Genomic DNA, 14,822 nt, shown 5'->3' with positions numbered 1-14,822 from the left:
GATCTTGGGGCATAGGTGATGGTTGGCCCCCATGAGCCGGGGGCCAAACCGATTACTTCGGTACGGACGCCTTGCCCAGCTTAACGGACGGCTCTCGCCCCCAAACCCTGAGCTTGCCAAGCGATGATACGAACCCATCAAGTCCTTGATCACCGGGCAAGTCGATCACGCCTTCATCGAGCGCATCCGCAATGCCGGCCTTTTCGAGAAGCGGCATGGCCGATGGGTCGTAGCCGATGAACTTGCAGTGCTGGAATGCATCCGCGACGAAATCCCGTGCGGTTGCTTCCTTGACGAGGTCATCCATTGCCTCTGGCGATGTCAGGAGGGCGACGGCGTCGAAGAGGACCGATGGCCCGCCATCGATCATATGGTGGACCTCCACCCACGATCCATCCGAGGCTTTGACGCCACCGACCTTCGGGGCAATCAGCTCGAACACGGCCTTTTCCTTCGTGATCGCCTTGGTCAGATTTTTCAGCAGCTTTGCATCGACACCATCGGTGATCAGGATGCCGAGCTTGCGGCCTTCGAAGCGTTGCGGGCCGCGTTCGACGATGCTGAGCGATGGCGCTGGCTCCAGATCCTGCCGTGTTGGCATCGCGGCATCCGCCGCTTTCGGCATCGACTGGAAACCGAGCTTTTGCGCCACGGTATTGGCCAGCGTCTCATCGATGTTGAGAAGGTGGGAGACCATGCGCTCACGGATCACGGCGGTTTCCACCTTGCTCAGTTCGAAGGTCAGAGCCGCCGCGATGTGGCGCTGCTCCGGGGGCGTTTGACTGATGTAGAACTGCCGCGCCTGGCTATAGTGGTCGGCAAAGCTCTCTGGGCGCAGACGTGCCTTCGTTCCCTGCTCTTCAGCCGGGAAATGGCGATAGCCGCGCGTCGGTGTTTCCCTCGGACCTTCGCCAAAGGAGTTAGGCTGGTAATTTGCCCGGCCAACCGGATTGCGCATCGCCATGTGACCATCCTGCTGGAAGGTCGCAAACGGACATTTGGGCGCATTAATCGGCAGATGAGTAAAGTTCGGCCCGCCTAGACGCTTGAGCTGCGTATCGAGATAGGAGAAATTGCGGCCCTGCAGCAGCGGATCATTGCTGAAATCAATGCCCGGCGGCACATTCTGCGTCATGAAGGCTACCTGCTCGGTCTCCGCAAAGAAGTTGTCGGGCATGCGATCGAGTACCAGCCGGCCGATGGCGACAGGCGGGAGGATTTCTTCGGGGATGATCTTGGTCGGGTCGAGCACGTCGAAGTCGAAGCTGTCGGCAAATTCCTGATCGAAGAGCTGAACCTGCAATTCCCATTCCGGGAAATTGCCGGACTGGATGGATTGCCAGAGATCGCGGCGATGGAAATCCGGATCGGCACCGTTGATCTTGACGGCCTCGTTCCAGGCCACTGACTGGAGACCCAGCTTCGGCTTCCAGTGGAACTTGACGAAGGTGGATTCGTCCTTCGCGTTGACGAAGCGGAACGTGTGAACGCCGAAACCTTCCATGAAGCGAAAGGAGCGCGGAATGGTCCGGTCCGACATGATCCACATGACCATGTTCATGCTCTCAGGCGTCAGGCTGATGAAATCCCAGAAAGTGTCATGGGCGGTCTGCGCTTGCGGGAAGGCCCGGTCGGGTTCCTGTTTGGCGGCATGGATCAGATCCGGGAACTTGATGGCATCCTGGATGAAGAAAACCGGGATGTTGTTTCCGACCAGGTCCCAGTTGCCCTCCTGGGTATAGAGCTTAACCGCGAAGCCGCGGACATCCCGGGCAAGGTCGGCGGAACCCTTGTTGCCAGCAACCGTCGAGAAACGGACAAAGGCTTCGGTCTTTTCTCCCGCACGTTGAAAAATATCGGCCTTGGTATAGTTCGCAAGAGACTCGTAGGTTTCAAAATATCCGTGCGCACCATAGCCACGGGCATGCACCACGCGCTCGGGGATGCGCTCGTGGTCGAAGTGGAAAATCTTCTCGCGGAAATGGAAATCATCCATCACCAGCGGACCGCGTGCCCCGACGCGAAGAGAATTCTGGTCGTCGACAACCGGGCTGCCCTGAGCTGTCGTCAGCGGGGGCGCGTCATCCTCGGCGATCTGATGCAGTTCGCCGCCTTCGCCGCGCTGCATCGTCTGGTCGTGGATCTGGACAGTCGCAGTTTTGGACCCAACGGACCCACGGGTTGATGTCTTGGCCATGAAGAACTCCTGGAGCACGCGCTCTGATGGTGGCAAGGAAAGCTGCTTAAGAAACGAATGACCGCCTCAAGGGGCGGTCTCGCAGAGATCGGAGACGGCTCAGCTGGCCTTCTTCATGCTCTTGGCATTTGCGGACGTTTCGCCCAGAGCCGTCAGTTTCTGGTCGGTCGCAATCTCTTCCTGAAGATTGGCATCCAGCAAAGGGATCGCTTCCTTCAGACCGAGCTGCTTCGCCCAGGACTTGAGAGTTCCGTAGCGGGCGATTTCATAATGCTCGACAGCCTGTGCCGATGCGATGAGACCCGCATCAAGAGCAGCCGTCCCCTTGTAGTCTTCCATAATCTCTTCGCCCTCGGCGAGGATGCCCTGAATGGCTTCGCAGGTCTTGCCACGGGCCGGCTTGCCCAGCAGTTCGAAAATCTGCTCCAGACGCTCTATCTGGTCCTGGGTCTCCTCGCGATGCTTTAGAAATCCAGCCTTGCCCTCTTCGGACTGGGCTGCGCGCGCCATCTTGGGCAACGCTTTCAGGATTTGCTTTTCGGCAAAATAGATGTCCTTGAGCGTATCAAGGAACAGGTCGGACAAAGTCTTTTCGGTAGCCATTGGGGGAATCCGTTCAAATCTGTGACGTATCGGGTGCCCAACCTTTCAATGTCTCAATGGTTCCCAGGTAGCGACAGCCGACGGGGGCTTATTTCTGCGCGATTTAGGGCGAAGTCAGCATGCGATCTCTTCAGGCTTGTCCTTTGCATCCCGGACCGCCAGTCGCGCGGACATTAGTTCGCTGACGAGGCGCTCCCGCTGATCATCAGGGAGCCGCGAATCGCTCTTACGCCAGAGCGTGTCAAACGGACACGACCGCGATAGTGAACGCAGCTGCGGGCAACGAAGCGCCAGGCGAGCACCCAACCGGTCCGCCGCGATCTCACTGACAAACAGGAGGACAGGTATGTGGAAGCGTGAACTCATCGATACCGGAACCGACAAGCGCTATTTGCGCCGTGACGAGGACAGCAAGTTCACGGAATCCGTCGATGTCGGACGCTCCCTGTCCACCGACAAGCGCCACTATTCACGGGGCTATTCAAAGCGACAAATGAGGAAGAACTCAGCAAGGGTCATTTGGATAGTTCCGCGATGCGGCCCAAGGCATTTGTGAATCCCTTGAGGGAGATTTTGAAGGCGATGGGTTGGAGCGGACTGATGGCTGAGACCGTCAGATTCAGCGCTGTTCCGGCTTTCAGGCTGGCGATGCGGCTGGCGTCGAAGCTGATGAGCGCGAGGCAGCCTTGGGGCAGACAGGTGGAAAAACTAAGCGGCCAAGCCTCTGTTTCATCAATCTTCACCGCCACGCCTTGTGAAAGCACCAGCCCGAAAGGCAGCAGCAACGCTCCTTCCAGAGCATCGCCGTCAACAGCGCGAAATTCGGCGGTCAGAATAGTCTGACCGGTCTGGCTGTTGCTCTGCACCTGCCGCATGACGCAGGCGGTGGCATTGTTTTGCGCCTGACAGGCGACGACCCAATCCTGATAGTTCTCCGTAAGGCTCCCCGCCCCACCGGGAAGCGGCGCGGCGTGGGTGCCAATGGCGGAAAATGTGGCCATGAAAATGGTCAGGGTAGAAAGTCCGATTCGCATGCAAACTACCTTCAATGTGTCTGGGTTTCGTTCTGACAAGCCTGGCTTGCACCATCTTCGCCCGCCGCGTCCGAACGGCACTGAGAAGGGGTTGTCTCCTCCTGCTCATCGGTGGAATCCGTGGGGTTCGCTGCCGCCGTAGACATATCGGTCTGCGCCGTTTGCACGATCTCAATCCGGACATCGTTGTCAGTGATCCAACCGGGATCGTTGGGCGCGGGGACCGCGCCGCAGACGCCCGAGTTTCCCGCCCCCGAAGGCGAGCACGAACTGACGATCTCCGCGCTAACCGACAGGCCACCATCGACATAAGTGATGGCGTAATTTCCGGAGGTCAGGCCAGAGGCCGTCAGCGTATAGCTGCCCGCATTCACCGCATTCTGCGCCGTGCCGCCATAGACGAGCCTGCCGCCCAGAACGCTGGCCGTCTCGCCATTGACGAAGCCAGCATAGCTCACGCCATTGCCTCCGGTGAACGCCAACCCGTCATAGGTCTTGCTGGCGTTGATGGCCGTCACACTCAGCGCGGCCGGGTTGACCGTCAACGTGCCTTGTGTCCAGTTGATGTTATAGTTTATCGAAGACAGGCCGGATGCAGTAATGGCGTAACTGCCGGCATTCACCGCACCTTGGGAACTCCCGCCATAAGCCAATGTGCCGGTGAGGTCATCCTGATCGTCGCCATTAACAAAGCCTGTGAATACGACACCATTGCCGCCAGAGAATGCCAGCCCATCATAGGTCTTGCTGGCATCATTGACCGCACCTGCCAACGCCGTCAGGATGGCTTGGTTCACTGTCAATGTGCCGGTGTTGTAGGTCACATTGTAGTTGTTGATGTCGAACGTCCCGCCAATGGCGCTGGAAGCGGTGATGGCATAATTGCCAACATCTGCGAGACTGGTGGCACCCGTGCTCACCAAGGTCACGCTGCCGACGGTCTCGCCGTTCTGGAGGCCGACTGGCGTGAACTCGCTGCCTGTAAAGCTGAGCGCATTGCCATAAGTCTTGGAAGCGTTGTTGGGGGTGAGCGTCAGCCCCGCCTTGGCGATGTCAGCGGTGGTCGTCGCCGTATTTTGGCTAAGCGTGTAATTGCCAGCGTCGGTGCCGCCAAGCGTCAGGCCGGTGATGTTGACGGTTTTGCCAACTCCCGCGTTCTCACTATCGAACGCGCCCGCGCTGGTGGCGACGGTGAGCACATCGCCCGCGATCATATCCGTGAAACCCGCGCCGTTCAGACTGAGCGTTGCCGCCGTCGTGCCGTCATAGGTCTTATTGCTGGCGGTGAGGCCGGTGATGGCGGAGATTGTCGCCGCAGTGATATCGACCGTATGGGTGCCCCCTAGCAGGGTGTAGTTGGAGGCGCTCCCCGTACCGTTGCCAAGCGCGAGGCTTGACAGGATGAGGGCCTTCCCCGTTCCAACATGCTTGGTTGTCATGGAGCCGCTGCCCGAAAGGGTTAGCGTCTGGCCATTATAGAGATTACCCAGAGTGAAGACGGAGTTTGCCAGCGCTGTGTCCCCGTCATAAATGCGGGTGCCGGTGAGATCGAGCACGCGCGGGGTGACGATCAGGCCGGTGTTATCGACAAAGCTTATAGCATAGTCGCTGGCGTTGAATCCGCTGCCCCATGTGTAATTGAGCACGCTGTCACTGTAAGCATAGGTGCCGACATCGGTTCCAGCCGTGACCAACGCATCCCAATCAATGCCGGTGATGCAAGATATGCACCCGGAAAGGGTGAAGCTGCCCAGCGCCGGGTTGGCATCGCCATAGATTTTCGTGAGATCGCCAAGGGTGATGGTGAGAGCCGTGCCGAAGGTCATACCAGGGCTCAGCGCCCGTAAAATCGGATAGCCGGAATTCTCGGATGTCTTGATGCCCCAGATAGTTGAAAAATTCCATCCCGCATCAGTAAAGGTGGATTTTGTAGTCATCTCCGCCGTTGTTTTGCCGGTGCCGCCAGCGCTGCTGGTTTGACCTGTGGTTTGCGTGTCCCAAAAACTATCGGTGATGCTGCCGACGGAGTTGAACCCCACCAGCCCGCCGACATGGATGCTGCCACTGACTGCGCCCGTGGCATAGCTGCCCGTCACCGTGCTGCTGTAGTTATGTCCCACCAGCCCGCCGACATTGGCGCCTGTGCTCGACGATACGGCGCCCGTGGCATAGCTGTCCGTCACCGTGCTGCTGGTGTAGTTAAATCCCACCAGCCCGCCGACATTGTTGCCTGTGCCTGTGCCCGTCACGGCGCCCGTGGCATAGCTGCCCGTCACCGTGCTGCTGCTGTAGTTATACCCCACCAGCCCGCCGACATAGTCGCCTATGCCCGTCACGGCGCCCGTGGAATAGCTGTCCGTCACCATGCTGCTGCTGTAGTTATACCCCACCAATCCGCCGACATTGGTGCTGCCGCTGACTGCGCCCGTGGCGTAGCTGCCAGTCACAGTGCTGTAGAAAGAGTTAGACCCCACCAACCCGCCGACATAGTCGCCTGTGCCCGTCACGCTGCCAGTAGCATAGGAGTTGGTGATGGTGCCTTTGTAGTTTAACCCCACCAGCCCGCCGACATTGCCCGCGCCTGTGCTCGACACGGCGCCCGTGGCATAGCTGCCCGTCACCGTGCTGTTGCTGTAGTTATACCCCACCAGCCCGCCGACATTACTCTGACCCGACACACTTCCTGTGGCATAGGCGTTAGTGATGGTGCTGCCGCTGCCGGAGTTTACCCCCACCAGCCCGCCGACATTGGCACCGCCCGTGATATCGCCGCCGATCATGCCGATATTGCGGATGGTTACGCCATCAGCATACCCGAACAACCCAACGTAACTAGTTGTTCGATTGATGGTCAGGCCGGTGACGGTGTGGCCGAGGCCGTCGAACTTGCCTGTGAAGTTGGTGGTGGCGTCACCCACCGGCACAAAACCCGCATTGCCGTTCCAGCCACTGGTCGCCGAGGCGTCGATGTCGGCGCCAAGGACGTAGTTGCCGGAAAGGGTTCCGCCCATGCCTTGCAAATCGGCGCTGGTGGTGGAGCCTGCCGCGCCAAGGCTGGTGATGACCGTATATGTCACTGCCGTGTCGGCGGCGTGTTGGGTTTGGAACAGGCTGCCCGCCGCCAGATTAACCGGCGCGTTGATGGTGTAATCGCCGGCGTTGGTGGTTTGCGCGTAGTTGAGCACCAGACCATCGCTCGCCGTGGTGCCGGTGCTGGTCAGTGCCGCATTGATGGTGATGTTGTTATCGGCGGTCAACGTCAGGATGTGGGACGACCAATTGATGGAAGAATTGACGGTGATGTTGCCAGTGTCACTGCCTGCGCCGGCCGTGGTGATCGTGACATTGCCCGTGCCAAGCGCCGTCTGATAGGCCGCCGCGCTCGCCGCATCGATCGTGATGTCGGTGGGGTCGATGAGCCAATGTCCGCCTTGGGTATCAACCTTCAAATCCGCCTCTATGGTGACTTTGGCGGCTGAAGTTTCAACCGATTCTGCCCGCAACGTACCGCTGGCTTTCACCTCGCCATTTTGCATATCGCCCAGCAGAAGGATGCGGCCATTCTTGCGACCAATTCTCTTGGCTTCCACCATTCCGGTATTTTTGACCACGCCGGCGAGCGCCTGTGACGCGCCCTTGGCGGTGAGGATAGCCGCGCCGCCGTCCGCGCGGATCAGGCCGTTGTTCTCTACCAGCCCGGCCATCGTGTTGGCTTTCACTTCAACCGAGAGCAGGCCGTCGCCGTTGAAGTCGAGGAGCACATCGGTACCAGCGGCCAAGGCCGCATCGCCGGTGACAGTGCCGTTGTTGCGCACCGTCGGCGCAATCAGCGCCACGACATGGCCGTTGAGGTTGCCGTCATTGGTGATGGCACCGCCAGTTCCGTTGAATTGGTAGTTTCCGCTCAAGAAATCCTGATTGCTCATTCCCAGCGTCGAGGCGACAAATCCGCCGGTCTGCACGCTGCCGGTCTTGCCGATGGCGATGCCATTGGGATTGAGCAGGAACACTTGCCCGTTGGCATTAAGGTTGCCGAGAATCTGCGAGGGATCTTGCCCCGTCACCCGGTTGAGCGCTACCGAGTTTGCGCCCGGCTGGTTGAATGTCACGCTGTTGCCAGCGCCAATGGAAAAGCTCTGCCAGTTGGCACTCATCCGGTCCGTGGACTGATTGACCGTCATGGCGGTGCCATTGCTGACAATCGTCGCCCGCCCTGCCACAACCTGTCCGCCGGTCGGTAAACCATCCGCCCATGCGGCGTTGCTCAAGAGCGTGGAGGCCATGAGCGCGGACATCAGCTTACGCTTGCGAGAAGACTTCTTGCCCCCGCCACCCGACACACATTCGGCAACGACAATCACACGACCCAAGATCTTCGACCAGATATGCCTGTAAAGACTATTCATAATGCTATCCCTAAAACTCTATACCGCCCGAAAGCCAAAACCGTTGATTGTCGCTGGATGTGCCAATCGCGCGTCCCGGATCATCCCCGAGAGCATATGCGTAACTGGCTGAAAAACTGATGTTTTCGCTTGTCCAGCGGGCGGAAATCCCAGCGCTGGCGAGGCCATAATCGTTGCAACCACAGGCATTGGCGGCGGGAATGCTGAAACTGTCCTTGTTCACCCACACATGCCCGGCATCGACAAAGCCCGCCAATTGCAATGCGCCGTATTCGGCTGGGATTGGCGCATCGAAGCGCAGCTCAATCGTGCCCAGTGCGCCCAAATCTCCGCTGCCGCTGCCAACACCAAAGCCGCGCACGCCATATGGTCCGCCAAGCGAAAAATCCTCCGAGCTGTCGAGATTCTTGTTGGTCCACTGGCCGGATACGCGCCCAAAAAACGAGAAATCACCCGACAAGTCTTGCAATCGCGCCAACGAGGCATTCACGCGATGAAACCCGCCTTGCGTCATCAGCCCGGCCTGATCGACAGCGAGCGCCGATGCTTCGCGCGAAAGGTCAAGGTCGCCATAAGTCCAGGAAAGAGAGCCAAACGTCAGGCCGCCACCGAGGAAAACGTCCCGCGCATCGCCCGATACCCCGAGCGTCCCCGAATACACCCGCTTATCCTGCAAACGCTCGACAAGGCTTTCATCAACAAGCGCCTTTCCGTTCAGTTCCGCGTTGAAACGCAGATTGAAATCGCGCGAGCGAATGGCCGTATAATCCAGCCCCAACCCCGCGAAATGGGCAGAGCCATGCAAATCAAGTGCGCTGCCGACATCATCAATTTTGCGATAGTCGAGATAGCCGTAATTGGCGCTTGCGGTGAAACCACTTGCCCCAATCGGCATACTGAGAGCGGCTTGCCCAAATTTCTGCCCTTGCGAGAATGTGCCGAAGATCTGGATCAGCTCGCCATAGCCGGTCAGATCCGTGAGGGCAAAACCCGCATTGGCCTGCACCCACCCAGTTGAGCTTGATCCCAAATTATCGCCCGATAGCTGACCGGAAAAAATAGGGGCCTGTTCAACATCGACAACAAGCATTGAGGTATTCGGCGCCTCGCCCGGCGTCAGCTTTGCCCGCGCAGTGATGCCTGGAAGATCATTCATGCGCAACAGTGCCGCTTCGAGATCCTGACGTCTCACACCCTGCGCCGCAATATGGGAATCAGCGATGATCCTAAGCCGGTCTTCCCTCGCCCGAACGCTCGCCGTTCGCTTCAACGCAACGCTTTCCAGCGTGCCCTCGACAATCTCAATCGTCACCAAACCTTCAGTAACATCCTGCGGCGGCAGAATGGCCTTTGCGAGCAGAAACCCCTCTTCCTGCAAGCGCAACGTCACACTATCCGCGAGATTATAGAGCCCATCGACGCCCAATTGCTGACCCGTAGCCTTCAGAGCAAAAGCTGCGCGGTCATCCTCCGAAAGCAATTCCATCTTGCCGGAAAAGAGGATGTCCTTGATAAGGATGGTCTCGCCGGTCTCCCGCCGTACTGCGGGTGCCGCTTCGGCAGACGTCCCCGATTGGACGGGCAACCTCTGCAACCGCTCCAACTCCTGCCGGCGCTCCTGCTCGCGCAACAACATCCCGGCGTCCTGCGCGAGCGCAAGGTTCCAGCCCATCGGACCGATTGTCAGAAGGAACCCGTACCCGCACGCAAAAACAGCGCGGCAGAAGGAGCTTTCGCGTATCCCCATTTGATCCCCAAAAAACGTAATTATTTCGTTGGAATTTCTTTTAGGCGTCAGCCTTTTCGATAAATCGAAAGGTGAAAACTGAATGGCCATAGCCTTACGAGGTCATAAGCAACACGGACAGATGTCTATACTGGGTGTTATTTTCGCACAGGCCCATCCTTGCGGGCAGCCGCTACAGACATTCGTTCGTAGTGTTGAGATGGATTGTGGGCTAATGCTGGTAAAAATACAGTCGAATAGCTGTATGGTCGACTGTCCAAACGCCACGACGAGTTGTCACTGGGAGACCGTCGCGGGAGAGCAAATGCACGCTAGGAACATCCTTGATCTCATCGGCAATATTTACGATTCGGCGCTCGACCTTCGACCGTGGGACGAAACGCTCAACGGTATGGCCGATGCTTGCTGTGCTCACAGCGCGATCTTCCATCTGTTCGACCCGATCACCAAACAGGCAGTCGGTTTTTCGCCAAGGGTTGATCCTGTTCTCCAGCGCGAATACGTGGCTCATTGGTGGGCGCATAATCCGATCCGCGAGTATGGTGCCGATGCCCTGACGGGCGTGCCTTATGCAACGCAGGAGCGGATTGGCGTCGCGGAAATCAAACGGACCAGTATTTACAATGATTTTCTACGCCACGTGGGCGTAGGCGCTTCCTTTACGGGCGTCAGGCTCGGGGGGCGTCCGGACGATGGCGCGCGGACGGGTTGCCTGCTTCATCCGTTTCCGGGACGCGAGGATCTCGAAGCAGGCTCCATGGAGATTTTCGCCTGCCTCGCGCCGCATCTGGTGCGAGCGACGCGGATCATCGAGACGCTGCGACTGAAGGAACAGGTCGCCACGATGGCGACACTCCGCGGCGAGCGCGCTGCGTCGGGGGCGATCCTGGTCGACCGCCGGTTGCGGGTGGTGAGAATCGAAGATGAGGCCACAGCGCTCATCGCCGCCTGTCCATCGCTCCAGTTCAAATCCGGATTTCTGGAGGTCTCAGCCCTGGGTGCCCACGAGCATCTGACGCGTCTGGTCGGCCAGTGCATCAATCCCATCCCTGGTCAGCCGGCTGGCGGCCGCCTGCGCCTTTCTCATAGTGAGGCCGGCGATGGTTTGGAAATCGAGGTGATCCCCTGGCGCGGCGAAGAAATGTCACCACTGGGACACCTGCGCCCGGCGGCAATCCTGCTTTTGTTTGATGGGATGCTGGAACGCTCAAATCGGGAGGCTTCATTTCGCGCCCGTTTCGGCCTGACCGAGCGGGAAGCAAGCCTTGCCGTCGAAATCATGAAAGGCGACGGGCGCGAAGCCGCCGCGCACCGGCTCGGCATTTCCGTCTCCACCGCGCGCATGCATCTGTCCAACATATTCGAAAAAACCGGCGTGCACCGCCAAGCCGAACTCGTGCGCCTGCTGCTCAGCGATAAATCGGCCAAGTGAAACCGTCGCATCCCAACGCAACGCAGGTGGGAGAGTGGGAAAAAGGTGCGGTTCAAACCGCAAGGGCAAACATAGCTTGTTTGAGCCGACCATCGGCAATCGCCGCCCGGTCAACGTTACGATGCCGGCTTACGGAATGAGTCCTGAATATCGCGGGCCAAGAGGACGGGCTGTTCGAGCGCGGCGAAGTGCCCACCCTTGGCCATTTCAGTCCATCGGCGCACGTTGAATACGCGCTCAACCCATGAACAGGGTGTCGTCGGAAGTTCCTTCGGAAAATGAGCGAAAGACATTTTCCTTGTATATTCGGAGGGAGGAGTCGACAGTGTTGCCAAACCAGTAGATCGACACGTTCGTTGGCAACGCATCGGCCGAAATACCGTCTCGAGATCGCCGTCGCAATAGGACCAGCTCGCGAATTTCTTAGTCATCCAACTTAGCAGCCCGATTGCACTGTCGGATAATGCGAAGGACAGTGTCTGCGGCTTGGTCGCCTGTAGCAACGAGTATGCACCTTCCAAGCTTGCGAACTGTGTGGCCCGATCGAGGTACTGCTGTTCCTCACTGGATATTGCACGATATTCCGCCCCCAAGGGCGGTCGAAAGCTTCCGGGAATGCAATTTAGATGTAATCCCTCTACTGAGTGACTAGCCCCGAGATTTGTAGACACCTTCTTTCCTAAATTGAGGCAAGAAGATCATCATGAACAAATCGAATTTTCAGCGAAGAGTTTAAGCGGGACGCGGCGCCTCAGATCACGGAACGCGGGTATCCGGTTGCGGAGGTTTCGCAGCGGCTGGGTGTGAGCCCGCACTCGCTCTATGAATGGAAGAAGAAGTTCTCCTCAGCGTCTAGCAACCAAGGGAACGACCAGGCCAAAGAGATCAGGCAGCTCAAAAAGGAGCTGGCGCGTGTTACCAAGGAGCGCCACATCTTAAAAAAAGCGACCGCGTATTTCGCCAGGGATGCAAAGTGAAGTACGCGTTCGTTGCAAAGCATCAACAGCGATTTTCGGTGCGAACGATGTGCCGCTTGTTGCGCATCCATCCCAGCGGCTTTTACGCTTGGCTCCGGATGCCCTTGAGCAAGCGGGCTTTTGAAGACGAACGGCAAATCGGTCTTCTGCGGAAAGCCTGGGACGAAAGTGGCAAGGCCTACGGTATCGCAAGCTTCATGAAGACCAGCTCGACAGGCTCGACGAAGAACGGGAAGAACTGGAGCGGCAGCTGGCGAGCGCGCCCTCCATGGATAAGCCCATAAGCGATGCAGAGCGCCTCGCAGCTCTGCGCGACAAGATCAACGAGGACACGGTCCGCACGGTGATACACGCCATGCTTTACCTGATGCGCGATCACGCTGATCTCCAGACCAAGCAGCCGCTGATCGACATCATCCGGCAATTGATCCAGAAAGTGGTCATTGTAAGTACACCGGGCCGTCAACCGCTGGCGCTAGAGGTGCATGGTCGCATTGCGTCCATCCTGGCTGCCATGGAGGCAGCGCAAATGATGGAAGCAAAGTTCAAGGCAATGGTGGATCAGGATGTGCTGGCGCGTCAGCTGTCTGGTGAACTCGGCACGGAGGACAAAAAGCAAAAGCTCCTCGACCGCTATGGTGAGGAGCTAATACGTAAATACTTAGCTTGGGAGGATTTGCAATTTTGATTGGTTGCGGGGGCAGGATTTGAACCTGCGGCCTTCAGGTTATGAGCCTGACGAGCTACCGGGCTGCTCCACCCCGCGTTACCAGCGTAAATCCCGGAGGGATTTATCGCGACAGAGCAAACTCGTAAGAGTTTGCGTCTCTACCGGTGCAAATCCGAGGGGATTTGCGCCCTTTTCGGCATTGTACCAAGCAAAAAGGACCGCTTTGAGCGGCCCTTGGATTTCGGCAGGGCCGAATGCGTGATTTGAGAAGATTTTCAGGTTCGAATTCGAACCGGACAACATTGCCTTTAGCAGACCTGGCAGCGACCTACTCTCCCGCGTCTTGAGACGAAGTACCATTGGCGCTGGGGCGTTTCACGGCCGTGTTCGGAATGGGAACGGGTGCGGCCACCCCGCCATGACCACCAGGTCGGCTAAGGGCAATGTTGTTGAGAAGCTGGTGAGGTCGTCGCAAACCGCATGCGGTTTATCGCGAGAACCTCTTTTTGATGAACACGTATTTGGCATCATCGCCCGGTTTTTCCGGGCCGATGAGCATGGTCAATGAGAACGATCAAGCCAATCGGGCTATTAGTAACGGTAAGCTTCACTCATTACTGAGCTTCCACACCCGTCCTATCAACGTGGTAGTCTTCCACGGCCCTGATAGGGAATACTCGTTTTCAGGTTGGTTTCCCGCTTAGATGCCTTCAGCGGTTATCCATTCCATATATAGCTACCCTGCTATGCCGTTGGCACGACAACAGGTCCACCAGAGATATGTCCATCCCGGTCCTCTCGTACTAGGGACAGATCCTGTCAATATTCCTACACCCACGGCAGATAGGGACCGAACTGTCTCACGACGTTCTGAACCCAGCTCACGTACCGCTTTAATTGGCGAACAGCCAAACCCTTGGGACCTGCTCCAGCCCCAGGATGCGATGAGCCGACATCGAGGTGCCAAACAACCCCGTCGATATGGACTCTTGGGGTCATCAGCCTGTTATCCCCGGCGTACCTTTTATCCGTTGAGCGATGGCCCTTCCACACGGGACCACCGGATCACTATGACCGACTTTCGTCTCTGCTCGACTTGTCAGTCTCGCAGTCAGGCGGGCTTATGCCATTGCACTCGACGACCGATTTCCGACCGGTCTGAGCCCACCATCGCGCGCCTCCGTTACTCTTTCGGAGGCGACCGCCCCAGTCAAACTACCCACCATACACTGTCCCGGATCCGGATGACGGACCGCGGTTAGACATCCATGACGATAAGGGTGGTATTTCAAGGATGGCTCCACGGAAACTGGCGTCCCCGCTTCAAAGCCTACCACCTATCCTACACATGCCGACACGAATGCCAGTGTAAAGCTATAGTAAAGGTGCACGGGGTCTTTCCGTCTGACCGCAGGAACCCCGCATCTTCACGGGGAATTCAATTTCACTGAGTCTATGTTGGAGACAGCGGGGAAGTCGTTACGCCATTCGTGCAGGTCGGAACTTACCCGACAAGGAATTTCGCTACCTTAGGACCGTTATAGTTACGGCCGCCGTTTACTGGGGCTTCGATTCAAAGCTTGCACCTCTCCTCTTAACCTTCCAGCACCGGGCAGGCGTCAGACCCTATACGTCGTCTTGCGACTTCGCAGAGCCCTGTGTTTTTGATAAACAGTCGCTACCCCTGGTCTGTGCCACCCCATCATACTTGCGTATAAAGGGGTCACGCTTCTTCCGAAGTTACGCGTGCAATTTG

The 14,822-nt window shown here is 57.9% G+C and carries 8 protein-coding genes, 1 tRNA gene, 2 rRNA genes and 1 pseudogene (1 of these 12 cut by a window edge); 4 read left to right on the top strand and 8 right to left on the bottom strand.

All coding sequences use genetic code 11. The annotated features are described in order from the left end of the window. Nucleotides 1–52 precede the first annotated feature (52 nt). Nucleotides 53–2,197, bottom strand: coding sequence for a catalase (gene katE, locus QTL56_RS15415; RefSeq protein WP_245133906.1), 2,145 nt, complete (start codon nucleotides 2,195–2,197; stop codon nucleotides 53–55). Nucleotides 2,198–2,296: 99 nt separating this feature from the next. After that, nucleotides 2,297–2,800 (bottom strand): YciE/YciF ferroxidase family protein, encoded by a 504-nt coding sequence (locus tag QTL56_RS15410; protein WP_245133905.1) that lies wholly within the window; start codon nucleotides 2,798–2,800, stop codon nucleotides 2,297–2,299. A gap of 346 nt (nucleotides 2,801–3,146) precedes the next feature. Here QTL56_RS15410 and QTL56_RS15405 point away from each other — a divergent pair, with 346 nt between their 5' ends. Beyond that, the gene (locus QTL56_RS15405; protein ID WP_245133904.1) at nucleotides 3,147–3,356 is read left to right on the top strand and encodes a hypothetical protein; all 210 of its coding nucleotides are present in this window, start codon (nucleotides 3,147–3,149) and stop codon (nucleotides 3,354–3,356) included. On the opposite strand, the gene QTL56_RS15400 is transcribed toward QTL56_RS15405, so the two are convergent. From QTL56_RS15400 to QTL56_RS15390, 3 genes are read right to left on the bottom strand one after another with little or no spacing between them, the layout of a single operon-like run. Next, the gene (locus tag QTL56_RS15400; RefSeq protein WP_245133903.1) at nucleotides 3,316–3,834 is read right to left on the bottom strand and encodes an invasion associated locus B family protein; all 519 of its coding nucleotides are present in this window, start codon (nucleotides 3,832–3,834) and stop codon (nucleotides 3,316–3,318) included. The two genes, QTL56_RS15405 and QTL56_RS15400, sit on opposite strands and share 41 nt — an antisense overlap. Nucleotides 3,835–3,845: 11 nt before the next feature. Continuing rightward, on the bottom strand, nucleotides 3,846–8,240 hold the full coding sequence (locus tag QTL56_RS15395) for a two-partner secretion domain-containing protein (RefSeq protein ID WP_245133902.1): 4,395 nt from the start codon (nucleotides 8,238–8,240) through the stop codon (nucleotides 3,846–3,848). A gap of 10 nt (nucleotides 8,241–8,250) precedes the next feature. Further along, entirely contained in the window at nucleotides 8,251–10,077 is a 1,827-nt protein-coding gene (locus QTL56_RS15390; protein WP_245133901.1) for a ShlB/FhaC/HecB family hemolysin secretion/activation protein, read from the bottom strand. Nucleotides 10,078–10,291: 214 nt separating this feature from the next. Here QTL56_RS15390 and QTL56_RS15385 point away from each other — a divergent pair, with 214 nt between their 5' ends. The 3 genes and pseudogenes from QTL56_RS15385 (at nucleotide 10,292) to QTL56_RS15375 (ending at nucleotide 13,084) form a co-directional block, all read left to right on the top strand. Further along, on the top strand, nucleotides 10,292–11,419 hold the full coding sequence (locus QTL56_RS15385) for a helix-turn-helix transcriptional regulator (protein ID WP_245133900.1): 1,128 nt from the start codon (nucleotides 10,292–10,294) through the stop codon (nucleotides 11,417–11,419). Nucleotides 11,420–12,135: 716 nt separating this feature from the next. Beyond that, nucleotides 12,136–12,610, top strand: a pseudogene (locus QTL56_RS15380) (transposase); the annotation flags it as partial. A gap of 54 nt (nucleotides 12,611–12,664) precedes the next feature. Continuing rightward, nucleotides 12,665–13,084: a hypothetical protein gene (locus QTL56_RS15375; protein ID WP_245135532.1), complete on the top strand. Its 420-nt coding sequence runs from the start codon at nucleotides 12,665–12,667 to the stop codon at nucleotides 13,082–13,084. A gap of 1 nt (nucleotide 13,085) precedes the next feature. Here the strand turns inward: QTL56_RS15375 and QTL56_RS15370 are convergent. The 3 genes from QTL56_RS15370 to QTL56_RS15360 all read right to left on the bottom strand — a co-directional run. Continuing rightward, a tRNA-Met gene (locus QTL56_RS15370) sits at nucleotides 13,086–13,162 on the bottom strand. A gap of 219 nt (nucleotides 13,163–13,381) precedes the next feature. After that, nucleotides 13,382–13,496, bottom strand: a 5S ribosomal RNA gene (gene rrf, locus QTL56_RS15365). Between the two features lie 140 nt (nucleotides 13,497–13,636). Then, a 23S ribosomal RNA gene (locus tag QTL56_RS15360) occupies nucleotides 13,637–14,822 on the bottom strand; it runs 1,607 nt beyond the window's last position.

This window comes from Peteryoungia algae (assembly GCF_030369675.1).
In the GTDB taxonomy this organism is placed as follows: domain Bacteria; phylum Pseudomonadota; class Alphaproteobacteria; order Rhizobiales; family Rhizobiaceae; genus Allorhizobium; species Allorhizobium algae.
This window is presented reverse-complemented; position numbering and strand designations above follow the sequence as displayed.